The organism is Sphingomonas sp. CCH5-D11 (assembly GCF_001557395.1).
Classification (GTDB): Bacteria; Pseudomonadota; Alphaproteobacteria; order Sphingomonadales; family Sphingomonadaceae; genus Sphingomonas.
Genome location: NZ_LSKH01000099.1, coordinates 20,513 through 43,062 on the forward strand (window position 1 = coordinate 20,513; position 22,550 = coordinate 43,062).

Consider the following 22,550-nt stretch of genomic DNA (forward strand, 5'->3'; position numbering starts at 1 on the left):
CTTTTCCATCTGCTAATTCCCATCCCCGTGATCGCGGACGAGGGCGTCGACACTAAAGACGGGCCGGCCTCGGCCTGGCGCACCTTCACGCTGCTCGTGATGGGTGTGCTGGGGATTGGCGTGCTGGTGGCGCTGATCCTCGCACTCGGCGAGGCGAACCGGCAACGCGACCGCGCCGTCTCGCTGCAGTCGCACAGCTATGACGTCATGATCCTGGCGCGAACGCTGTCGGGCACAATTGCAAAGTCCGAAGCGTCGCTGGGGCGCTATGTCATTTCCGGCGATAAGCAGCTCGGCCAGCTGTACTTCGACGATTGGCGCCGCGCCGGGGAGCAGATCCAGCGGCTGGAGTCGCTGACCCGCGATGATCGCGGGCAACAGCGCCTTATGGCGCGTCTCCGCTCCGCCTACCGCAGCCGGGGCGAGGAGCTGTCACTCACGGCGCTGTCGACGACCTACGGGAAAAACGAACAGGCACTGTCACGCTATTACGCCGCGCGACAGGCAGCGTCGCTCGACGAGCTACGCGTCGTGCTCGATGCCATCATCACCGGCGAGCGTGATGTGCTGCTGCGTCGCACGGCCGCTGCCATGGCGCTGGTGAACCGCTCCACCAAGGCGGCATTCGTCTTCTCGGTTTTCGGCGTCCTGCTCCTGTTGGGCGCGCTGTCGCTGGGGTGGCTGACGGTACAGGCCCTGACCGAGCGCGCGAGCGCGCAGGCGGAGGCGGATGCCGAGCGCGCCCGCGCCGAGGAACTGTCCGTCGCCGTCGACGAGGCGACCGATGAGCTGCGCACGCAGGAGGCGCGATTGCGGCAGGCGCAGAAGATGGATGCCGTGGGCCAGCTCACCGGCGGTATCGCGCATGATTTCAACAATATGCTGGCGATCGTTATTGGCGGACTTGAGCTCGCCCAGCGATCCATGCCCAGCGGCGCGGATGAGACGAGCCGGCACATCGAAAGCGCACGCGAAGGAGCCTTGCGCGCGGCGGAGCTGACGCGGCGGCTTCTCGCTTTTGCCCGAGAGGGGCCGATCGACCCGCAGCCGATCCATATCACCACCCTCCTGGAGAATATGCGCGACCTTCTGGATCGCACCCTTGAGGACGGCATTCGGATCGAGATCGTCGATGCGACCGAAGGCGCCTATGTCCATGCGGACAAGGTGCAGCTGGAGAATTGCATCCTCAACCTGGCCGTCAATGCGCGCGACGCGATGGAGGGGCGCGGCGTGCTGACGATCAACGCTCGGCTGGAATGGTCGGACGACGGTGACTTCGTTGCGCTCGCCATTCGCGATACAGGTTGCGGCATGACCCCGGAGGTGGCGGAGCGGGTGTTCGAGCCGTTCTTCACCACCAAGCCCGTTGGCAAGGGCACTGGCCTCGGCCTCAGCCAGATCTTCTCCTTCGTGCGGCAGCTTGGCGGCGACGTGGTGATCGACTCCGCGCCGGGAGCCGGGACCACGGTTCACCTGCGCATGCCGCGCGACACCACGTCGCAAACGCAGCTCGAAACCGAAAAGGCCGAGCCTGCAACGCCGGCCCCGGTGGGATCTCTTACCATTCTGGTGGTCGAGGATGATCCCCGGGTGCTATCCGCCACGACAGGCGCGCTGCAGGAACTCGGCCATCATCCGATCGCCTGCGGCAGCCCGGTGCAAGCGCCGGCCATGCTTGACCAGCATGCGCCCGTCGACCTGATCATCACTGACGTCCTGATGCCGGAGCAAACCGGCCCCGAGATGATCGCCGCCCTCGATAGGCGCCACGCGGGCATCGCCGTGCTGTTCGTCACCGGCTTTGCCGGCGAAACCCGCGATCCGGAATTGTTCAGCGGCCACCACGTGCTGCGCAAACCGTTCACGCTGGTCGCGCTCGAAAAGGCGATCGCCGAGGCAATCACACGGCGTCAATCGAACGGACCGCACAGTCTGGCGGCTGAATGACGCTGGCGCGGCACCAATCAACCGTTCCCCCGTTGTCCCCCATGATCGCGTTGGTTTCGCCTCTTCTCACGGCCTGGCATCGGTCAGCGATGTCATGCAAAGGGGGTGGCGCTTGCCGCCCGGTCCCCTATACCCGGCCATCCACCCGTCAGCCTGAGCTTCCCAGCCGCCGCCCATGAAATCGATCGACCGCTACATGGCCCGGCTGATCGCGCTGCCGCTGTTCTCCACATTGGTGATCGCGGCAATGCTTCTGCTGCTGGATCGCATGCTCCGCCTGTTCGACTTCGTGGCGACGGAGGGCGGGCCGGTCAGCGTGGTGTGGCAGCTGCTCGCCAATCTCCTGCCGGAATATCTTGGCCTGGGCATTCCAATCGGCCTGATGCTGGGCGTGCTGCTCGCCTTTCGGCGGCTCGCGACATCGTCCGAGCTGGACGTGATGCGCGGCGTGGGGATGAGCTACCGCCGGCTGCTGCGCGTGCCCTATATGTACGCGGTCGGGCTCGCGCTCATCAACCTTGCCATTGTGGGCTTCATCCAGCCGCGTGCGCGTTACGCCTATGAGGGGCTTCGGTTCGAACTTCGCACCGGTGCGCTTGGCGCCTCGATCAAGGTGGGCGAATTCACCCATCTGGGCGATCGCATGACGCTGCGCATCGAACGCAGCCGGGACAAGGGACGCGAGCTTTCGGGCATCTTCGTCCGCGCGGAAACAGCGCAGGGCGACCGGATCAGCGTGACGGCGCAGCGTGGGCAATTCTTTGCGACGGACGATCCGAACACGATCATCTTTCGCCTGACGGATGGGACGCTGATCCACAATCGGGCGAAGTTTCCCGCCCCGCGCGTCCTGACCTTCAGCGCGCACGACCTTCCGATCGACCTTCCCAAGTTCGAGCAGTTCCGCGCACGCGGCGGGCGCAATCTGGAATATACGATTCCCGAGCTCGCCCGGATCGGGGCGACGAGCGGCAGTGAGGAAACCCGGCATGGCAGCCAGGCGGAGCTCTATTTCCGGCTGGCCGAAGTGCTGATGATGTTCCTGCTACCGCTGCTCGCCGTAGCGCTGGGCGTGCCGCCGAAGCGGTCCACTTCGGCACTCGGCGTGTTCGTGTCGATCGTGATGGTGGTCGCCTATCACAAGGTGAACCAATATGCGGCGTCGATCGGCGAGCTTGGCCGTGTGGATCCGTTCATCGCGCTCTGGACGCCGTTCGCGATCTTCGCCGCGCTGATCATCTGGATGTACTATACCTTGGCCTATGTTCCGGGCGGACAGCCGATCGGCGCGCTTGAACGCGGGGCGAGCAAGGCGCTGAAGGCGATCACCCGCCGCATGCCCGGCCGCCGTGGACGGGATACGCGCGAATGATCTCCTTCTTTCCGTCGCGCACCGTCGCCATCTACATGGGCAAGATGTTCCTGGTCCGCACCTTCGGCATTCTTGCCGGGCTGGTGCTGGTGCTTCAGGCGCTCGATCTGCTTGGCGAATCCGGCAAGATCCTGGCCGTGCCGGGGAACACGGACGCACAGGTGTGGCAATATATGTCGCTGCGCGTGCCGCAGATCATCGCGCGCTTCCTGCCCTTCTCGGTTCTCCTGGGCACGATCCTGACGCTGATCACAATGAACCAGAACAGCGAGATCGTGGCGCTGAAGGCATCCGGCATGTCCGCGCACCAGGTGCTGGCGCCGCTGATCACCGCCAGTGTCGGCATCGCGATCCTCAGCTTCGCCTTCAACGATCGTATCGTTGCCCGCTCGACCGCGACACTCGCGCAGTGGCAGAAGGTGAACTACGGCAAACTGCCGATCGATCGCGGCGACCGCGCGAACGTCTGGGTCCGCACCGCGGACGATCTGATCCAGGTCGACCAGATCCAGGGTCGCGGAGACCGTGCGAGGCTGGGCGGCGTGACCTTGTATGAGCGTGACGGCGGCCTGTTGAAGGCGATCGTCACCGCCCCGAATGGCCAACGGCGGGGTGACGGATGGGCGATCGGCCCCGCCCGCCGCTTTGATGTCGCGAGCGGCGCCATCACGGACGTGGGAACGGTGGTGATCGCACGCGGCGTGACGCCGGATCAGTTCACGCTGTCGACCATCAACGCCGACGGCCTCTCGTTCCGAGCATTGAACGAGGCGATCGACGATCTCGCCGCCGCCGGGCGCCCGACGAAGGCGCTTGAAGGTTCCTTATGGCACAAGCTGTCGGGCCCGCTTTCGTCCGTGCTGATGCCCCTGCTTGGCGCCGTCGCCGCCTTCGGCATCGCCCGCTCGGGAAAGCTCTTCATCCGCGCCGTGATCGGCATGGCGTTGGGCTTCGCCTATTTCGTCGCGGACAATTTCGCGCTCGCGATGGGCAATCTGGGCGCCTACCCGCCGTTTCTGGCGGCCTGGGCACCATTTCTGCTGTTCCTCCTCATCGGCGAAGCGGTGCTGCTGCGCACCGAGGAATAGTCTGCCCGCTGCCTGCCTCCGCAGTGGGCGCTGGCTCTTTCGTCGCCCGATTAGCGCGCCACGGCTGGCCGCTTTCGTCCAGCGTCTTCACGTTCAGGCCAAGGTCGTGAGGAGAAGACTTTAGGGTTTCAGACGTCGCCGGACGATACTGGTCGGCTGGTCGAGCACGCGTCGAAACGTAAAGGCCCTGTCCGGGCATGACGCGCGGACAGGGCCTTGATCCGTTCGGCCGCCCCTTCTGGGCGCGGCGACCTTGACGCGTCAGCGTGGCAGCATGGTGCTCCGCGCGATCTTCGCTACCAGGCCCGGCATGCCGGCATAGTTCGCCTTGTAATATGGCGAGTCCTTGTCGAGCACCGCGCTCAGCCGACGGTGCGCCTCGCCAAGCGCATGATAGGGAAGGCCCGGCAGCAGATGGTGAAGCGCGTGGTAGCGCAGCCCGACCGGCGCCCACAATGCTGGCAGCGTGGCAGGCGGCGGCACGTTGACCGAGTCGAGGTACTGAGCGGTCACCGTCATCGGCTCGCCCTCATTTTCCCAGAGGTGCGCGACCAGGGTGCGCAGCTGATTGACGACGGCGAGGCCCGAGGCGACGCCAACCATGATCGCAAAGGCGCGGGCCGGGATCGTGCCGGTCGCCACCAGCGCGATCAGGGACATCGCCCATACCGCGCACGCGGCCTCGATCCGGTTCCACTGCTTCGCCGCCTCGCCCTCCGGCATGCGCCGGCGGAACTGCGGGTTGATCGCCAGCGCGGAATACCGCTCCACCACAATACGGCGCAGCCCCGGCACGATCACCGACAGGGGCGACAGCACGCCGTAACGGAAGATCAACGCGACAGGGGCGAGCGCCGCGATCAGCACGAACAGCGGAAGCGACCAGGGCTTCATCAGCGCCAGCGGGAGATATTCCGGATCCTCCGACGTGCCGTATCGCGTGCGTGCGTGGTGCAGATTGTGCACCCCTTCGTACATGAAGGACGGTACCAGCAGCGGCACGCCAATCACCGCATTATACCCGAGCCGGAAGCCGGGCAGCGCGGCATGCTTCACATGCGTCAGTTCGTGGATGAAGCTCATCCCGCGGTAGAGCGCCAGCATCGACACCACGCCAGCGATCAGCGTGAACCAAAGCGGGCCTGCCGCGATCGCGACGCCCAGTGCCACATAGCCGACCAGAGCCGACCCGAGCAGGTCCGCCCAGTAAATCGCCGGCCGCGGCGCATTCAGATCGCGGGTCAGCTCGGCAGCGGCCTTCAGCATGGCACGATCATCGGCGATCGGCACACGAGCGGCAGCCACAGAATTGGTCCGGGCGAAAGTCATGGTCGTCATAGGCATGTCCATTAGCCAGAGATAATGGCGACACGGTGGCTACAACACCCTCCGCTGCCACGGAAAGGCCGCTCGCCATGATCGCTTCAGGCGATTACAGGGCCGATCATGGCAGGCTCACTCACCATCCGTCCCGTGCAGACCAAGCGCGATCGCAAGGCGTTCGTCGATCTGCCGTTTCGTCTTTACCGCGATGATCCCAACTGGGTGCCGCCGTTGAAGAGCGAGGCGCTAGGGCTGATCACGCCGGAAAAGAACGGCTGGTATAGCCACGCCAAGGCGCAGCTTTTCCTCGCCGAGCGGAACGGCAAGGTCGTCGGTCGCATCTCGGCACATATCGACACGCTGGCGCTTGAGATGCCTCAGGTGCAGGGGTTCGGGCCGGGCACCGGTCAATGGGGCCTGATGGAAGCGGAAGATCAGGGCGTGTTCGCCGCCTTGCTGCAGGCCGCGGAAACGTGGCTGCGCGAACAGGGGATGACGCGCACGCTTGGTCCAATTTCGCAGTCGATCTGGGAAGAGCCGGGCCTCCTGATCGACGGCTATGATCATCCGCCGACCGTGATGATGGGCCATGCGAAGCGCGAATACCGCGACTGGATCGAAGGCGCAGGCCATCAGCCGGTCAAGCAGCTGATGACCTATGATCTGGACATCACGCAGGAATTTCCGCCGATCGTCCAGCGGATCATCAAATCCGGCGAGAAGAATGCGCAGATCAACGTGCGCATGGTCGACAAGTCCCGCTTCGATGAAGAGGCAGCCATCATCCTGTCGATCCTGAACGACGCCTGGAGCGACAATTGGGGTTTCGTGCCGCTGACGCCGCCGGAAATTCGCGATGTCGGCGTCAAGCTGAAGCCCATCGTGTTCAACGATCTGATCCGTATCGCCGAGCTGGACGGAAAGCCCGTCGCCTTCATGATCACCCTGCCCGACCTGAACGAACCGCTGGCGGGGCTGAACGGCTCCTTGCTGCCGTTCGGCTGGGCGAAGCTGCTCCTGTGGCTGCGGCGCCCGAAGGTTCGCACGATGCGCGTGCCGCTGATGGGGGTGGTGAAGGAGCTTCAGTCATCGCGCATGGCGAGCCAGCTTGCCTTCATGATGATCGAATATATTCGCCGCGCCTCCATTACGCATTATGGCGCCACGCGCGGCGAGATCGGCTGGATCCTCGATGACAATCAAGGGATGCGATCGATCGCCGAGACGATCGATAGCCGCGTCAACAAAGTGTATCAGGTGTACGAAAAGACCCTGTAGCGGGTGTCTTCACGGCCCGGCGCGCCAATAGCGTTTCGCCTGCCCGCGGCGGTCGTCATGCTTTCGTAAAAGCCACAGCTGTCCGGCCCGTGTGACGCTGACCGGGCTTGCTGAGACCCGCGAGAGGCAGTGGAGCTGGCCTCCGGCCCGGATCCTTCAACATGGATCACCGGACCGGCCGTAGCCACTGCTCCCATCGCGAACCCCAGCGCCTTCATCCTCTCTTCTCCTGTTTGCGGCCGGCCCCGATATGCCCCGGCGGGGCGCCATTCAGCGCGTCGCCAGCGGATCGGTGCCCTGCGCCACCCATTGCGCGCGCGACTGGCAATAGCGGCGAGCAGCGCCGACGCCCGGCAGCGTATCCACCACGCACACGCGGCGCAGGTCGGTTTCGGGATTGATGTCCTGAGCGAGACGCTGCTCAACAGGAACGGTGGCAGGTGCGGGCGCGGGAGCAGGAGCCGGCTCGGGAGCAGCGGTGCCGAGAGCGAGGGCAGCGGCGAGAGCGATCATCGTCATGGCAGTTCCTTTCAGGTCCGGCAGCGCCCTGGTGCGCCGCCACCAAACCTATTGCAGGCCCCGTGCCAAACTTTCTCGCGACGTAAATTCAATGACTTAGAAAATCGCCCCCCGCGACCTTCGCTGATCTTCGGCATGGATTACCAAGTCGCGGCGGATCTTGCCGAATATCAACTGTGCGCATCCGGACGCGCGCGAACACTGCGTCCGTCCGCGAACGTCACGTAATCGCAATGTAGTGCTTCATCCGCGACAATGTCGGACGATGGGGGCGGACGACGGGGCCGCCGATCAGCGCAGCCGCACCCAGGTGGGCGCGTGATCGCTGGCCTTTTCTCGCCCGCGATATTCCTTATCAACGCCCGCCTCGATCAGGCGATCCGCCACTGCTGGGGAAAGCAGCAGATGATCGATCCGGAACCCGGCATCGCGCTGCCACGCGCCGGCCTGATAATCCCAGAACGTCCATATTCCGCCGGCGGGGTTCCGCACGCGCAGGGCATCGGTCCACCCCTGCGCCAGCAGCGCACGATAGCCGGCGCGGCTTTCCGGCTGCATCAGCGCATCATCGGCCATGGCCCGCACGGAGAAGGTGTCATCGTCATTCGGAATGACGTTATAGTCGCCCGCCAGCACCGCGGGGATCTCACCCGCCAGCAGCTCGCGCGCGCGGCGTGACAGGCGGTCGATCCAGCGCAGCTTGTAGTCGAACTTGGGACCGGGCTGCGGATTGCCGTTTGGCAGGTAAATGGACGCGACCGTCAGGCCGTCCACGGTGCATTCGAGATAGCGGCTATGTTCGTCCTCCGGCTCGCCCTCGAGACCGCGCTGCTGCTCGACAGGATCGCTGCCGCGCGCCAGCACCGCGACGCCGTTGAACCCCTTCTGCCCATGCCAGCACGCGCCATAGCCCGCGTCGCGCACCTCCTGAATGGGGAAGGTTTCGTCGCTGGACTTCAGCTCCTGCAGGCAGACGACATCCGGCTGCTGCTCGGCCAGATATTCCAGCAGGCGCGGGAGGCGGGCCTTGATGCCGTTGACGTTGTAAGTGACGATCTTCACGCCACCGGCATTACACCGAGAAGCTGGTCCCGCAACCGCAACCCGACGCGGCGTTCGGATTATCGACCTTGAACGCGGCGCCACCGAGAGACTCGACGTAATCCACTGACGCACCCCGGACGAGATCCAGGCTCACGTCATCGACCACCAGCCGAACGCCGTCCGTCTCCGTCACCACGTCGCCAGCCTCTGGCGCATCAGCAAAGCCGAAGCGGTATTGGAAGCCGGAACAGCCGCCGCCCTCCACCGACAGACGGAGGATGGCAGGCTTGTTCTGCTTGCTTGCGATGGTCGCGACCCTGGCTGCGGCAGCGGAGGTCAGCGCGATGTCAGCAGCGAGTGTAGCCATGGCAGGGAGATAAGCCTCCCCTACCCCGCTCGCAACCCGCGATCGTGCGGGTGCGTGCGGATCAGTCTCAATGTTCCAGAGCGTCCTGCGCGGCAGGTCCGCCGGTGGAAACCGGAATCTGGCTGACGGAGCGATCCTGCGCCGCCAGGAGATAATCGGCGGTGGTCAGGAACGGCACCGGGTTCACGGCAGCGCCATCGATCCGGACCTCATAGTGAAGGTGCGGACCGGTCGAGCGGCCGGTCGACCCCATCAAGCCGATGATCTGCCCGCGACGCACGCGCGCATTGTCGCTGATGATGATCTTCGACAGGTGGCCATAGCGGGTGGCGATCCCCTTACCATGGTTGATCTCGATCATGTTGCCATAGCCGCCCTGGCGGCCGGCATGGTTCACGACGCCATCTGCCGTGGCATAGATCGGGGTACCGGTCGGCCCGGGAATGTCGACGCCCGCGTGCATCGCCGCCGTTCCGCGGAACGGATCGCTGCGAACACCGAAGTTGCTGGTGAACGACAGGTGCTGAACCGGCTGAACGGACGGAATGGAGATCACCCCCTGTTCCAGCGTGTCCAGCTTCTTCCAGGTCATGAACAGCGAGCGGAATTGCGCGTCGGCGTTCAGGTCGGCGGTCGCTTCCGCGCTCGCGGCCGGGATCAGCGGACCGCCCATTGCGCCGACGACGGCCTGCTTGCGCCCCTTCACCAGACGCTCGGGCCGCAAGCCGCGCTCGCGGATTTCCTGCGTCGCATGCTGGTAGCGGGCCTGCAGCTGATCGAGCGCGACATCGGCCAGCATTGCCTGGCGGCGCTCCACCTTGCCGAACGGCGCCAGCGCAAAGGCGGCCAGCCGATCGCCAGTGGGATCGATCTTCAGGGTTGCGAGCGCCAGCTTCTTCTCGTCGCCCACGCCGGTCAGCGCTGCGGCGAGCAGCGCCTGGCGCTGCTCCAGCCGGGTGGCATGCTGTTCGGCGGTCTTGCGGATCGTGGCAACGCGAGTCTGCATGTGCGCGAGCTTGCGTTCCATGGTCTGGATGCGCTGCTCCGAGCGCGGCGCGGCCGTCAGGCCAGCGGCCATCGCCGCCTGGCCAGTCGCGGTAGCGGCACCATAGCCGGCAAAGGCGACCACAACGGCAGCGGCGCCGACGATCGCCGTCTGCGATCCACGGCCAACACGCATCCGGCGAACTGCGCGGCCGTCGTGGAAGACCACGTTCCGCGGCGAAAACAACAGGCGAGCGCCAGCAGCGATGCGGTCAGCCGGCGCGGAAAAAGATTTGGACATCGAACCCCAAACGAGATCGTTGATACGGCAGCCGCCGGGACAAGCCCGACGCGCTTTATCTGAACTGGTCTGGATTGCGGCCCCCCGCACCCGGACGCCGATTACTGGTCTGATCTACGTATATTAGGCAATAGCGCCATAATATTCTCGCGTTAGGCCGGCAGAGTCGCGCGCTGAGTCGTTGAACGGACCCTTCACCACGCCGCTGAACTGAGCCGCGATCAGCGACTGCCAATGCGCTGCGGGCGAAAGATCGCGCTCCTTGCAGCTGGCTTCGAACCATTTGGTTCCGAACCGCACGTGGCGGATCTCGTCGGTATAGATCCGCTGCAGGATGCGCGCGCTGGTCTCGTCACCGGCGGCCATGAAGCGGGCAACGGTTGCGGGCGTTACGTCCAGGCCGCGCGCCTCCAGCGCCATGGGAACGACGGCAAGGCGCGCAACAGGATCGTTCGCCGTGGCACTGGCCGCCTCCCACAGACCGGCGTGAGCGGGCAGCGCACCATAGCCGCTGCCCAAGGCCTTCAACCGCCGGTCGAGAAGCGCGAAGTGCATCGCTTCATCCGCACCAACGGAAAACCAATCGTCCACAAAGGCGCGGGGGTAACCGGCGCCGAAGCGTCCGACGATGTCGAACGCCAAATCGATCGCCACGAACTCGATGTGCGCCAGTGCATGAAGCAGCGCCAGGCGGCCGCGCGCCGATCCGCCTTTGCCGCGTTTCGGCATGCGATTGGGGGGCAGCAGTTCGGGCGTAAGGGGCCGCGCAGGCGAATCCGGCATCTCCACGTCGAATGCGTGATCGAGTTCGCCCCGCCGCCACGCCCGCGCCGCGTGACGCGCAGTCTTTACCTTCCGGACGGGATCGGCCGCGTCCAGCACTCGGCGAGCCGCCTCGGCAACACTGGTCACAAGGCGCGTGCCGCTTCCAGCACGGCCTCTGCGTGGCCGGCCACCTTCACCTTGCGCCATTCGCGCGCCAGCCGCCCGTCCCGGTCGAACAGAAAGGTGGAGCGCTCGATCCCCATGTAGGTGCGCCCGTACATGGATTTTTCCACCCAAGTGCCGAACGCCTCACAGGCGGAGCCATCTTCGTCGCTCGCCAGCGCAACCGCCAGGTCATATTTGGCGATGAACTTCTGGTGTTTTGCCGGCGTATCGCGCGAAATACCGAGCACCGAGACACCAGCAGTGGTGAACGCCGCGGCCAGCGTGGAAAAGTCCTGCGCCTCGCGTGTGCAGCCCGTCGTGTCGTCCTTCGGGTAAAAATAGACGACCATCGGGCAGGGCCGGTCCTTGAGACGGAGAACCGAGCCGTCAGGCGCAGTCACCGTCACGTCAGGCAGCATGTCCATCCGTTACTCCTTTCCACGCTGCCGTAACCTCCTGTCGCGCACTGTCCAGCGCGGCGCCGACCGCCGGCCAATCCTCCAGCCGCAGCGCGCGGGCGATCAGCGCCCGTGTCGCCGGCATGTCCGGCTCGGCAGCGTCCGGCGCCACCAGGCGCAGGGTGACGATCAGGCGGGTAAGCAGATCGTGCGCCTTTACGAGGCCGTGCGGGAGATCGAGCGCAGCGATGGCGCGACCCAGGTGCGGCTCGAACCCACCGCATGCCAGCAACTGACGAACGTGAACGGCGAATTCCAGATCCACCAGACCACCGGGCAGCAACTTCGCATCCAGCGGACCGGCAGGCGGCTTGTGGGTGGCCATCTCGGCACGCATCTTCAGCGCATCGGCAACGATATCCCGCTCCGGCCGGTTGCCCGCGAGCACATCAGATATGATCGCCTGCAAGGCTGAACGCGCTTCCGGTGAGCCAAAGACCGGGCGTGCCCGGGTGAGCGCCATATGCTCCCAAGTCCAGGCACTTTCCCGCTGGTACCGCGCAAAGGATTCAAAGTTGACGACCAGCGGCCCCTGGTTGCCGGAGGGCCGCAATCGGGTGTCGATCGGGTATAAGGGCCCGGCCGCGGTCGGCACCGACAATGCGGCGCTCACGCGCTGCGCCAGCCGGTTGTAGTACAATGTCGCGCCCAGTGGCTTGGCGCCGTCGGACTCCGCCGCGAAATCGCCAGTGAACAGATAGACCAGGTCCAGGTCGGACGCATGGGTCAGTTCACCGCCACCCAGGCGGCCGAGTGCCAGGATGACGAATTCGCTGTCGGGCACCAGCCCGTGAACGCGCGCAAATTCGTCAACCGCCGCCTGTGCCAGCACGTCAATCGCGGCCTCCGCCACGCGTGAATAGCCGGCGGCGACCACCAGCGGATCGGAGGCGCCAGCGATGATCTGGGCACCAAGGGCAAAGCGCCGGTCCGCGACGACCCTGCGGACATGATCGAGCTGCGCCTGATAGTCGCCATTCTTGCGCAGTCGCATCTCGGTTGCGAGCCCGGCTATGTCCGGCACCGGATCAAAGGCGGACGCGTCGATCAAACCGTCAAGCAGATCCGGCCGGCGCGCCAACTCGTCCGCCAGCGTGGGCGCGTGGCTGAGCAATTGGACAAGCAGCACCGACAATGCAGGCCGTGCCTCGAGCAAGCGGAAGATGTTCACCGCGCTTGGCAGTCGCTCAAACAAGCGATCGAGGCGGTTCAGCGCCGCCTCCGGCTCCGGCACCTCGGCGAGCGCCGCAACCAGACCTGGCAGCACGGCTTCAAGCGCGGTCTGCGCGGCGGCGCTGCGCAGCGCAGGATACCGACCCGCGCGCCAGCTCTTGATGCGCGTCATCGCCGTTTGCGTGTCGGTGAAGCCAGCCCCCGCTAGCTGGTCGGCCAGCTTGTCAGGATCGGTCGAAAGCGCAGCCGCGCCGGGCGCTGCCAGCCGATCGAATATTTCCGCTACCCGTTTAACGTGCGGAAGCAGATGCGCGAGCAGCGCGGCGCCGTCCGCACGGCCATCGAGCCGAGCGACCCGATCCAGCGCCTCGCCGGTCGGCAATGTGTGGGTCTGTCGATCGTCGATCATCTGCACGCGATGCTCGGCCGTGCGCAGCGCCACATAAGCGTCCGTCAACGCCTTCGCATCGGCCTGATCGATCCGCCCCGCCGCCGCAAGCGCGGCCAGCGCGGCACGGGTGTCGCCGATGCGAAGCGCCGGGTTTCGGCCGCCGTGGATCAACTGGTGGATCTGAGCGAAGAACTCAATTTCACGAATACCACCGCGGCCGCGCTTCAGATCATAGCCGGGGCCGAACTTCTGCCCCTGCGAGTGGTGGTCGCGGATCCTTCGCGTGATCTCGACGATCTCACCGACAGCACCGAAATCCAGGCTTCGCCGCCAGATGAACGGGCGGATCGCCTCCAGAAAGGAGCGGCCGAGCGCCAAGTCGCCGGCGGCGGGGCGGGCGCGAATGAATGCCGCCCGTTCCCATGGCAGCGCCTGCGATTCATAGTACACGATGGCGGCATCAATCGGCACCGCGATCGGCGTGACTTCGGGGGTAGGCCGAAGCCGAAGATCGACCCGCAGGACATAGCCGTCCGCATCGCGCGTCTGGAGCAACTCGATAACGCGGCGCCCGATACGGACGGCCGCGTCGACCGGCTCCTCATTATTCCGTGTGGGCAGCGTTCTGGGATCGAACAGGAAGATCGGATCAATGTCCGATGAATAGTTCAGCTCACGGCTACCCTGCTTGCCAAGCGCAATCGCCACGAAGCCCGCCGGTGTCGCACTGGGTGTTCGCTCCAGGATCGCGGCACGGATCGCCTGATCAAGCGCGCGATCCGCGAAGTCGGTCAGGCGATGCGTAACCTCGGTCAGGTCGAACAGGCCGGAAAGATCGCCGATCGCCACCTGGAGCGCCAGCCTGCGGCGAGCCAAGCGAAGCGCCTTACTGGTTGAATATTCCTCGGAAATTGGCGGCGGACCGCTGCGCGGGTCGGCGACTGTTTCCCCCTCGCGTTCCAACAGGTTGGCGAGGAACGGCGCGTAAGTCTGAGCGCGCGCGATCGCATCGGGAAACGCTGGATCAACGATTATTTCGCTTGACAAACGGTCCACCATCAAAATGACCTTGAAACCTTCCGGCCCGGTCGCCCGTTCTAACGGCTATGATGGGACATGAACATCACACAGGAGATCGCGGCGGCGGAGGTTATTTCGTCCCCCGCCCGCGCGTGACCGACGCAATCGGCGAGTCGCTTCGCTGCGCCTATACCGAGCGGCGCAGACTGCCAGAGGAGCTCGCCCAGGTTCTGGATCAGCTGGACCGGGTATCGATCCAGCATTGAGGGAAGTGGCGAAGCTCAGCGATCGCGGCTGAGCTCGTCCACCTCGTCCATGATTTCATCCAGCGTGGGCTTCAGGCTGGCGATCGTATGATCGGTGCGCGACGTCATGTCGCTTCCGCTCATCAGCGATTCCAGCGCCACGCGGCCCCGCGCCACGCGGCTCTTGATCGTACCCACAGCGACGCCGCAGATCTCGGCGGCTTCCTCATAGGCGAAGCCGCCCGCACCCACCAGGATCAGCGCCTCGCGCTGCGGCTGCGGAAGATGGAGCAGTGCACGCTGCATGTCGGCCAGTTCGACATGCTTGTCCTGGCTGGCAGGCGCGGCCAGCAGACGATCCGCGACCAGATCGTCCCACTCGCCCTTGAAGCGCGCACGGCGCATCTGGGACAGGTACAGGTTCCGCAGGATGATAAAGGTCCACGCACGCATGTTGGTGCCGGCCTGGAAGCGCTTGCGCGCTGCCCAGGCCTTCAGCAGCGTTTCCTGCACGAGATCATCCGCAAGATCGCGATTGCCGGACAGCGAACGCCCGAATGCGCGCAAGTGCGGAATCACCTGCGCCAGCTGCTTCTTGAACTCGGGATCAGACAGGGAGACGTGCTCGACCGACACCTCATCGGCCGCGTCAGAATTGCGCGGTTCAGCTTCGGTCATGTTCTGTCGTTCGGTCCCCGCGCCGGGAGGTTCCGGCGTCCTTTGCGCAAGATAGGTATCGCCGGCGCGCTTTGCCAGCCGCTCTGTCAGCATGCTTGCCGCTTACTGCCGCGCAAACAGGATGAGGGCGAAGATCACCACAACAAGGACGAGCGATATCGGCAGAATGTAGCGCGTCATGTGCGGCGTGCTACCGGCCCGCGCCTCATCCGTCGTTACTTCGATACGTTCGTTTTCGTGTGCCATGCCTGCTCAACCCCTCAGCCTCGTTTTGGCTCCGTATCGAATTACGAAACCGGTGCGGTCGATTGATCGAAGAACAATGCCTGGCTGATCGCCGCCTTTACCGTGGAACGCTGGAAAGGCTTGGTGATCAGGAAGGTCGGCTCGGGCCGCTCGCCCGTGAGCAGACGCTCCGGGAAGGCGGTGATGAAGATCACCGGCACCTGGAATTCGTGCAGAATGTCCTTCACCGCGTCGATGCCCGAACTGTCATCGGCAAGCTGGATGTCGGCGAGCACCAGACCCGGCCGGTCCTCCATGGCGAGCGCCACCGCCTCGTCGCGGGTCACTGCCACGCCGGTCACCTCATGGCCGAGATCGCGGACGATCGTCTCGATGTCCATGGCGATGATCGGCTCATCCTCGATGATCAACACGCGGGCGCGGGTCTGCTTCTCGATTTCCGACAGCGCCTCGGCGACCAGCGCCTCGACCTCGCTTGGCGCCACATCCACCAGATAGGCCGCGTCCTCCACGGTGAAACCTTCCATCGCCGTCAGCAGAAGTGCCTGGCGCGAAAGCGGCGTCATCCGGGCAAGGCGCGCCCGTGCGATCGCTTCCTGATCGTCAACGTCACCGGGATCGGCCTGCTCGCCGTCGTTCGTAGAATTCCAGATTACCTGGAACGTCCGATAGAGACCCAGGCGGGGATCAACATCGCGCGGGAATTCGCTCGGCGCGGCAACGATCGCCTCCAGCGTGGCGCGCACATATTTGTCGCCATGCGACTGGCTGCCAGTGAGCGCCCGCCCGTACCGACGCAGGAAGGGCAGATGCGGGGCGAGCTGTTGTCCAAGCGACATGAGGCGGAACGACTCCCAATAGATGAAGGCATGGCTTTGCGCGCCGCGCCCTGATTGATCAACTTCATCGACAAACCCCCCGCGGGCGCCAAACGCCCGACGACGCAATTCGTCGCCGGTATGTGGAACCAACGAGCGGCTTTTTAGTTTCACCGTCGTCAGCCATGATCAATAGGCTGGCGCCGCGGCCCGTATCCGGCCAAGGAAATTCATCGTCACGCGGAACGGGTGGTTCAGGGGGCTAAGCGTTGGTTTCGGACAAGGAAGCGCCAAAGAAAACGGTCAAGTCGAAAGGCGGCACGGCAGTGCAGTCAAAGGACCGTGACATGGGTGCGGCGCTACGATCGATTTATCAAAAGACGATCGATGAGTCGGTGCCGGACGAGATGATTTCCCTTCTGAGCAAGCTAGATTAAAAACAGCATATGAATACCACGGCGTCGGAAGATTCGCGCGGCGGCGCGACGGCGCCGTTCATGATGCGATGGCCGTCGGGAGCAAAGCTTCTCGTCATCATCTCCATCGCGCTCCTGCCACTTGCGATCATCGCGGTGTTCGCGACCTTGCGAATCACGCAGATCGCCGATGCCGAGGCCAGGGCCAGTCTCCGGATCGCGTCGGCGGAAAGCAGTCGCGCGATCGCCATCGAATTGATCGGCGATATGACGGCGCTCCGCGTCGCGGTTGATGCGCTGGAATCAGACCCGCTCGACACGCCCAGTTGCGCCCGCGTTCAAGGTGTCTTTGCACAACAGGCATTCAACGGCGCGCGCTTCGCGGTTTTCGACGCGCGGGGCAGATTGCTGTGCGGCAGTAGTTTCACCCAGGGCCTTGAGGTCGCGCGCGCGGCACGCGACTCCGCCGTGGCCGCGCGGATCCTGCCGGGCAATGGATTGCTGCTGGGTGTCGTTGGTCGATCCGGCCGCGTGACGGCGTCCGCCTTCTTCCCGAAGGACTTCATCGCCGAACTGAGCCGGCCGAGTGGCTTCACGCCTGCTTACGCCGCCAAGCTGACCCGGCAGTCCGAAGAGCTCATTCTGGAGCCGTTGCCACGCGAAAACGCGTTCGAGCGGCGCGAGAGCAACGTGACGGATCTCGGCATCGGCGAGCTGGCGCTTGCCATGCAGGTGCGGGCCGCGCCGATCACCTCGCCTTTGGTGATTGCCCTGCTTCTGCCGCTGATCATGTGGGCGGCCGCGGCGGGGATTGCATGGTTCGTGGTGGATCGGCTGCTGATCCGGCCCTTGCGTCAGTTGCGGGCCCAGGTTGCCGCTTTCACTCCCGGCGAAGAGCCCGACCCCGCGACGATGCGCGCGCTGCCGGCGCAGGAGCTGCGCGAACTCGGCGACACCTTCCGCGCGCTCACGCGCACCGTCGCCATTCACGAAGCCGGCCTGGCAGAGGGACTGGTACGCCAGACCAAGCTCACGCGAGAGGTTCACCACCGCGTAAAGAACAACCTCCAGGTCATTTCGTCGCTGATCAACTTCCATGCACGCGGCGCGCGCTCGCCCGAAGCGGCACAGGCCTATGCTTCAATCCAGCGGCGGGTTGACGCGCTTGCCGTCGTTCACCGCAACCACTTCGCGGAGATGGAAGAGAACCGAGGATTGGGCCTGCGCCCGATGCTGGGCGAACTTGCCTCCAACATCAGGGCAACAGCGCCCGAAGGCATTCAGCTGCGGATCCAGCTGGACTCCGATCCGTACCTCGTGTCGCAGGACGTCGCGGTCGCCGTCGCATTCATCGTGACCGAGCTGATCGAACTAGCCGTGACATGCGATCCGGCCGCTCATGTGCGGGTCTCGGTCAAGGAAACCGGCGCCTCCGATCGGGCGACGCTGCGCGTTTCATCCCCTGCGTTGATCGACAGCCCACTCCTTCGTGAAGGTCTCGCCACGCGCTTCGGCCGGGTTACCGAGGGTTTGGCGCGTCAGCTGCGGGCCCCGCTCCACCATGATCCGCTGACCGGCGCCTATGAGATCTCCATCGCGGTGCTCGGCCGCGACTGATCCATGCTGCGCAGATGCGCGGTCATTAACCAGAATACGAAAAAATACGCGATCTTGTTGGAACTGGCCTCCCCAAGTCGCGTTTTACTCTTCGGATAGCGACCTTATGCCCCCCCGCTCTCGCTATCCACGACATAGGCCCGGAAGCGTCAACCCTCCCCCCCCCGGTGACGCTTCCGGGCCTTATTACTTCCCCGGCAGTTCATAACGACTTTGGAACGAACAGCTTCATTGCGCATTTGCGCTCTGGGCGGCTCAATTGCGCTCAGGAGGACGTATGAAGAAGATGATGGGGATGCTGGCAGTGGCTAGCGCACTGCTGATCGCTGCTTGCAACACCGTGGAAGGTGTGGGCCGCGATGTCTCCTCTGCCGGAGACACTGTCGCTCAGACCGCAGACGACGCCAAGTAAGCGAAGATCCCGGAAAGAAAACGGCGGACGCGGCAAATCCCGCCTCCGCCGTTTTGCTATTCGGCCGAAACCGCCTCTCGCTCCCGGGAGCGTTTGCGCTCCGTGAACCAGATGCCGATCAGCGCAAGCTCGTAGAGAAAGCACAAAGGAATGGCGAGCAGCAGCTGCGAGCCGACATCGGGCGGCGTCAGGACAGCAGCGATGGCGAACGCACCGACGATTGCGTAGCGACGGGCGGACACCAGTTGCTTGCGCGTCACGATGCCGCCGCGCTCCAGCAGCATCAGCAGTACCGGCAGCAGAAAGGCGACGCCGAACCCGAACAGGAACCGCATGATGAACGACAGGTAGTTGCCGATCGCCGGCAAAGCTTCCTGATTGACGCCGCCCACATCGCCCTGAAAGCTCAACAGGAAATGCAGCGCCATCGGCACCGCGATGTAATAGGCCATCGCGGCGCCGCTGAGGAAAAGAACTGGTGTCGCCAGCAGAAACGGCAGCAGGGCGCGTTTCTCGTTGCGGTACAGCCCCGGCGCCACGAACTGCCACAATTGGTTGGCGATGATCGGAAATGAAACCATCACCGCCGCGAAGAACGCCACCTTCACCTGAACGAAGAAGGCCTCGAAGATCTCGGTGTAGATCAGCCGGGTCTGCCCGGCCGCGAGCAGCGGCTGGACCAGAAACGAGAAGATCGTTTCCGCAAAATAATAGCAGACCAAGAACGCCAGCACGATGGCGCCGATGCAATAGAGCAGCCGCCGGCGTAGCTCGATCAGGTGGTCGAGCAGCGGCGCGCGCGAATCGTCCAGTTCGTCGACGGTGCTCACGATGCAGCCTTGTCCTGGGGCAGTTTGGGTTCGTCCGCCGGAGCGGCAACCATGGTCGGCCGCTCCACCATCACCGGTTCGTGCTGCGGATCCCGCATGAACATGTCGCCCTGCTCGGCCGGGCGCGGCGCGGGATCATGTGGCGGAATTTCGCCCGTGGGCGGTTCGGAAGCGGCAGGCTGAGCGGGCGAGATCATCGGATGCTCCCGCATGATCCGCTCATTCTCCTCCTTCCACTTCTTCTCCATCTCGGCGAGTTCCGCCTCACGCACCATTTCGTCAAAGCCGGCGCGGAACTGCCGCGCCACGCCCCGCGCCTTGCCGACCCAATAGCCAAGCACCCGCAGCGCCTTGGGCAGGTCCTTGGGGCCGATGACGACAAGGGCGACAAGCGCCACTACCGCCATTTCCGTGAAGTTGAAGTCGAGCATAAGCGCAGCCGCTTCGGGCGGACGTCAGATCAACGCGCCACCTTGTCGTCCTGGACGATCGTCTCGGACGCGGGCCGGGCTGCCTGCTGTGCCTCGATGCGCTGCGCCGGCTTGGCCGACGCCTCTTCATCTTCCTCGGACATGCCCTTCTTGAAGTTCTTAACGCCCTTCGCGACGTCACCCATCATGCTGGAAAATCGTCCGCCGCCCAGCAGGAGGATGGCAACGATGGCGAGCACAAGAATATGCGGGAGGCTGAAGCTACCCATTAGGATTCTCCTGAAGTCCCGCCCATCTAGTCGCCCTCGCCGGGCTTTTCCACCGCCAGTTCTTCCATCGCGAGATCAATCGGATCGAGCAGCCCCGCTGCCCGCAGATCGTCCATCCCCGGCAGGTCGCGCCGGGACGCCAGCCCGAAGTGCGCAAGGAAGCCTTGCGTGGTGACGAAGGTGAGCGGTCGCCCCGGCACCTCGCGCCTGCCCCCCGGTCGGATCCACCCGGCATCCATCAGCACGTCGAGCGTGCCCTTGGAGATCTGCACCCCGCGGATTGCCTCGATCTCGGCCCGCGTCACCGGCTCGTGATAGGCGATGATCGCCAGTGTCTCGATCGCTGCACGGCTCAGCCGGCGCACCTCCTCCCGGCTACGACGGAGAAAATGCGCCATGTCGCCGGCCGTCTGGAAATGCCAGCGATCGCCGCGACGCACCAGGTTGATGCCGCGACCGGCATAATCCGTCGTCAACCGATCGAGCGCCCCGCGAACGTCCCCTTCACCCACATGCGCGCGCAGGCTGTCGACCGACATCGGATCCTCAGCGGCGAACAGCACCGCCTCCACCGCCCGCGTGAAATCGTCCGGCGGTGTCACGCGGGAGCGCGCAGATACAGCGGCGCGAACGGCCCGTCCTGCTCAAGCTCGATCCGCCCTTGCCGGGCCAGCTCGAGCGCCGCCAGGAAACTGGACGCCAGCGCGGAGCGGCGAAACATGCCGGCGGCTCCGTCCGGCAGGAACGCTTCGATGACACCGCGGTCGATGGTCGTCCCGATCAGCCCGGCGATGCGCGCGATTGCGGCTTCCAGCGTCATCACCTCGCGATCATGCACCACATGCATCACGGGGCGCGTCCGCGCGCTGATCCGCCCATAGGCAGAAATCAAATCGAAGATGCCTGCCGACCAGCTTGCCTTGCGCACGGCGCGGAGCCCCTCTGGCGCCCCGCGCCTGAACACGTCGCGGCCAAGCCGGTCACGGCCCATCAGCCGCGCCCCCGCCTCCCGCATGGCGGACAGCCGCTCCAGCCGCAGCTGCAGCCGAAGCGCGAGTTCTTCCGGGCTCGGCTCCACACCGGGATCACGCGGCAGCAGGAGCGCGGACTTCAGATATGCCAACCACGCCGCCATCACCAGATAATCGGCGGCCAGCTCAAGCTGGATCGTCCGGGCTCGCTCCACATAAGCGAGATATTGCTCCACCAGAGCAAGGATGGAGATCTGCTTCAGGTCGACCTTCTGCGCCCGGGCAAGGTTGAGGAGGAGGTCAAGCGGCCCCTCCCAACCTTCCAGATCCAGGGTCAGCTGCTCTCCCGTCACGCCGCCATTGCGAGCAGCGCATCGCGCTTGGCGATCAGTGCCGCGAAATCGCCCTCCTCCTTTTTCACGCTGCCCATGGCGATGTCGAGGCGCTCGCGAGCACGTGGCGCGATGTCGCTCAGCCGGTCTGCGATGGCGATCATCTCGTCCATTCTCGCCCAGCAATCCAGCACCACGTCACAGCCGGCGGCAATCGCACCTGCCGCCTTGTCCGCCGGTGTTCCGGACAGCGCCTTCATGTCGATGTCGTCGGTCATCAGCAGACCATCGAAGCCGATGCGGCCACGGATCACCTCTTCGATGATCGTCGGCGACATGGTGGCGGGCGCCTTCCGATCCCAAGCCTCGAAAACGATATGGCTCGTCATCCCCATGGGCGCATGGGCAAGCGCCCGGAACGGCGCGAGATCATCCTCAAGCTCTGCCTCACTCGCGGTGACGGTGGGCAGAAGATGGTGCGAATCGACCAGCGCGCGGCCGTGACCCGGCATGTGCTTCACGACACCTACGACGCCCGCCGCCGCGAGGCCCTCCAGCGTTGCCCTTCCCAAGGCGCCGACGCGCATTGGCTCGCTGCCAAACGCCCGGATGCTGATCGCCTCGGTCGTCTCCGGCCGGATCACGTCTAGGATCGGGTGACAATCGACCGTGATGCCCACTTCCGCCAGCATCATGCCAAGCGCGGTGGCGTTCGCCCTTGCCGCTTCGATCGCGGACATCGGCGCGACGTCGTACAAACGGTCGAAATCTGGGCCTGCGGGGAACGCCGGCCACTCGGGCGGGGCCAGCCGCGCGACCCGTCCGCCCTCCTGATCGATCAGGATGGCCACGTCGTCACGACCTTCGAGCTCGCGAAGCGAGTCCGTCAAGGCGAGCAGCTGCTGGCGATCGACGCAATTGCGCTTGAACAGGATATAGCCGGCAGGACGCGCCTCTGCGAAAAACGCCCGCTCGTCGGCGGTGAGGATCGGGCCGGAAAGACCAAAGATCACGGGTTTCATTCCGCGGTGTTAGCGAAAGCGCAGCGGCTTTTCACCCTGCCCGATGCCCAAAGCCGCAGCAAAAT

Annotated in this window: 24 protein-coding genes; 7 read left to right on the plus strand and 17 right to left on the minus strand. The window is 64.8% G+C overall.

Annotated features, from left to right (window positions below; all coding sequences use genetic code 11):
* Positions 1-27: 27 nt before the first annotated feature.
* From AX702_RS06600 to lptG, 3 genes are all read left to right on the plus strand, one after another.
* Positions 28-1,950: an ATP-binding protein gene (locus AX702_RS06600; RefSeq protein ID WP_331710383.1), complete on the plus strand. Its 1,923-nt coding sequence runs from the start codon at positions 28-30 to the stop codon at positions 1,948-1,950.
* 175 nt (positions 1,951-2,125) lie between these two features.
* Entirely contained in the window at positions 2,126-3,322 is a 1,197-nt protein-coding gene (gene lptF, locus AX702_RS06605; protein WP_197420515.1) for an LPS export ABC transporter permease LptF, read from the plus strand.
* Positions 3,319-4,410: an LPS export ABC transporter permease LptG gene (lptG, locus tag AX702_RS06610; protein ID WP_066777737.1), complete on the plus strand. Its 1,092-nt coding sequence runs from the start codon at positions 3,319-3,321 to the stop codon at positions 4,408-4,410. The genes lptF and lptG overlap by 4 nt, the downstream gene beginning before the upstream one ends.
* A gap of 261 nt (positions 4,411-4,671) precedes the next feature.
* Here lptG and AX702_RS06615 read toward each other — a convergent pair whose 3' ends face one another.
* Positions 4,672-5,748, minus strand: a complete 1,077-nt coding sequence (locus AX702_RS06615; RefSeq protein ID WP_066777740.1) for a fatty acid desaturase family protein — start codon at positions 5,746-5,748, stop codon at positions 4,672-4,674.
* 108 nt (positions 5,749-5,856) lie between these two features.
* Between AX702_RS06615 and AX702_RS06620 the strand changes: the two genes are divergently transcribed.
* Positions 5,857-7,011 carry a GNAT family N-acetyltransferase gene (locus tag AX702_RS06620; RefSeq protein WP_066777743.1) on the plus strand — a complete coding sequence of 385 codons (1,155 nt, stop codon included), beginning with the start codon at positions 5,857-5,859 and terminating at the stop codon, positions 7,009-7,011.
* Positions 7,012-7,281: 270 nt separating this feature from the next.
* On the opposite strand, the gene AX702_RS06625 is transcribed toward AX702_RS06620, so the two are convergent.
* The 10 genes from AX702_RS06625 to AX702_RS06670 form a co-directional block, all read right to left on the minus strand.
* Entirely contained in the window at positions 7,282-7,530 is a 249-nt protein-coding gene (locus tag AX702_RS06625; protein WP_143058516.1) for a hypothetical protein, read from the minus strand.
* Between the two features lie 291 nt (positions 7,531-7,821).
* Positions 7,822-8,592, minus strand: coding sequence for an exodeoxyribonuclease III (gene xth, locus AX702_RS06630; protein WP_066777747.1), 771 nt, complete (start codon positions 8,590-8,592; stop codon positions 7,822-7,824).
* A gap of 10 nt (positions 8,593-8,602) precedes the next feature.
* Positions 8,603-8,941 carry an iron-sulfur cluster insertion protein ErpA gene (gene erpA / locus AX702_RS06635; protein WP_066777749.1) on the minus strand — a complete coding sequence of 113 codons (339 nt, stop codon included), beginning with the start codon at positions 8,939-8,941 and terminating at the stop codon, positions 8,603-8,605.
* Between the two features lie 67 nt (positions 8,942-9,008).
* Positions 9,009-10,121, minus strand: coding sequence for a M23 family metallopeptidase (locus tag AX702_RS21560; RefSeq protein WP_231731755.1), 1,113 nt, complete (start codon positions 10,119-10,121; stop codon positions 9,009-9,011).
* Positions 10,122-10,349: 228 nt separating this feature from the next.
* Positions 10,350-11,138, minus strand: coding sequence for a ferritin-like domain-containing protein (locus AX702_RS06645; RefSeq protein WP_082746107.1), 789 nt, complete (start codon positions 11,136-11,138; stop codon positions 10,350-10,352).
* Entirely contained in the window at positions 11,135-11,581 is a 447-nt protein-coding gene (locus tag AX702_RS06650; protein ID WP_066777758.1) for a peroxiredoxin, read from the minus strand. The genes AX702_RS06645 and AX702_RS06650 overlap by 4 nt, the downstream gene beginning before the upstream one ends.
* Positions 11,565-14,237 carry a bifunctional [glutamine synthetase] adenylyltransferase/[glutamine synthetase]-adenylyl-L-tyrosine phosphorylase gene (locus AX702_RS06655; RefSeq protein ID WP_066777760.1) on the minus strand — a complete coding sequence of 891 codons (2,673 nt, stop codon included), beginning with the start codon at positions 14,235-14,237 and terminating at the stop codon, positions 11,565-11,567. Before AX702_RS06655 ends, AX702_RS06650 begins: the two co-directional genes overlap by 17 nt.
* A gap of 242 nt (positions 14,238-14,479) precedes the next feature.
* Entirely contained in the window at positions 14,480-15,121 is a 642-nt protein-coding gene (locus AX702_RS06665; protein ID WP_066777819.1) for a sigma-70 family RNA polymerase sigma factor, read from the minus strand.
* A gap of 102 nt (positions 15,122-15,223) precedes the next feature.
* The gene (locus tag AX702_RS22455; RefSeq protein WP_177179026.1) at positions 15,224-15,367 is read right to left on the minus strand and encodes a hypothetical protein; all 144 of its coding nucleotides are present in this window, start codon (positions 15,365-15,367) and stop codon (positions 15,224-15,226) included.
* A 41-nt stretch (positions 15,368-15,408) separates the two neighbouring features.
* Complete coding sequence (locus AX702_RS06670; RefSeq protein ID WP_066777822.1) at positions 15,409-16,206, minus strand: response regulator; 798 nt, start codon at positions 16,204-16,206, stop codon at positions 15,409-15,411.
* A gap of 326 nt (positions 16,207-16,532) precedes the next feature.
* Between AX702_RS06670 and AX702_RS22460 the strand changes: the two genes are divergently transcribed.
* The 3 genes from AX702_RS22460 (at position 16,533) to AX702_RS06680 (ending at position 18,630) form a co-directional block, all read left to right on the plus strand.
* The gene (locus AX702_RS22460) at positions 16,533-16,622 is read left to right on the plus strand and encodes a NepR family anti-sigma factor (RefSeq protein WP_169715740.1); all 90 of its coding nucleotides are present in this window, start codon (positions 16,533-16,535) and stop codon (positions 16,620-16,622) included.
* Between the two features lie 9 nt (positions 16,623-16,631).
* The gene (locus AX702_RS06675) at positions 16,632-18,218 is read left to right on the plus strand and encodes a sensor histidine kinase (protein WP_066777765.1); all 1,587 of its coding nucleotides are present in this window, start codon (positions 16,632-16,634) and stop codon (positions 18,216-18,218) included.
* Positions 18,219-18,495: 277 nt separating this feature from the next.
* Positions 18,496-18,630 carry an entericidin A/B family lipoprotein gene (locus AX702_RS06680; protein WP_066777768.1) on the plus strand — a complete coding sequence of 45 codons (135 nt, stop codon included), beginning with the start codon at positions 18,496-18,498 and terminating at the stop codon, positions 18,628-18,630.
* Between the two features lie 56 nt (positions 18,631-18,686).
* Here the strand turns inward: AX702_RS06680 and tatC are convergent, their stop codons facing one another.
* Genes tatC through AX702_RS06710 form a run of 6 tightly spaced genes read right to left on the minus strand, consistent with a single transcriptional unit; the run spans position 18,687 to position 22,485 of the window.
* Positions 18,687-19,460, minus strand: a complete 774-nt coding sequence (tatC, locus tag AX702_RS06685) for a twin-arginine translocase subunit TatC (RefSeq protein WP_066777771.1) — start codon at positions 19,458-19,460, stop codon at positions 18,687-18,689.
* Entirely contained in the window at positions 19,457-19,891 is a 435-nt protein-coding gene (gene tatB / locus AX702_RS06690) for a Sec-independent protein translocase protein TatB (protein WP_066777774.1), read from the minus strand. Before tatB ends, tatC begins: the two co-directional genes overlap by 4 nt.
* A gap of 29 nt (positions 19,892-19,920) precedes the next feature.
* Complete coding sequence (locus tag AX702_RS06695) at positions 19,921-20,160, minus strand: twin-arginine translocase TatA/TatE family subunit (protein ID WP_066777776.1); 240 nt, start codon at positions 20,158-20,160, stop codon at positions 19,921-19,923.
* 26 nt (positions 20,161-20,186) lie between these two features.
* Positions 20,187-20,762, minus strand: a complete 576-nt coding sequence (gene scpB, locus AX702_RS06700; RefSeq protein ID WP_066777780.1) for an SMC-Scp complex subunit ScpB — start codon at positions 20,760-20,762, stop codon at positions 20,187-20,189.
* Positions 20,759-21,484: a segregation and condensation protein A gene (locus AX702_RS06705; protein ID WP_066777783.1), complete on the minus strand. Its 726-nt coding sequence runs from the start codon at positions 21,482-21,484 to the stop codon at positions 20,759-20,761. Before AX702_RS06705 ends, scpB begins: the two co-directional genes overlap by 4 nt.
* Positions 21,481-22,485, minus strand: coding sequence for a glycoside hydrolase family 3 N-terminal domain-containing protein (locus AX702_RS06710; RefSeq protein ID WP_066777785.1), 1,005 nt, complete (start codon positions 22,483-22,485; stop codon positions 21,481-21,483). Before AX702_RS06710 ends, AX702_RS06705 begins: the two co-directional genes overlap by 4 nt.
* Between the last annotated feature and the right edge of the window lie 65 nt (positions 22,486-22,550).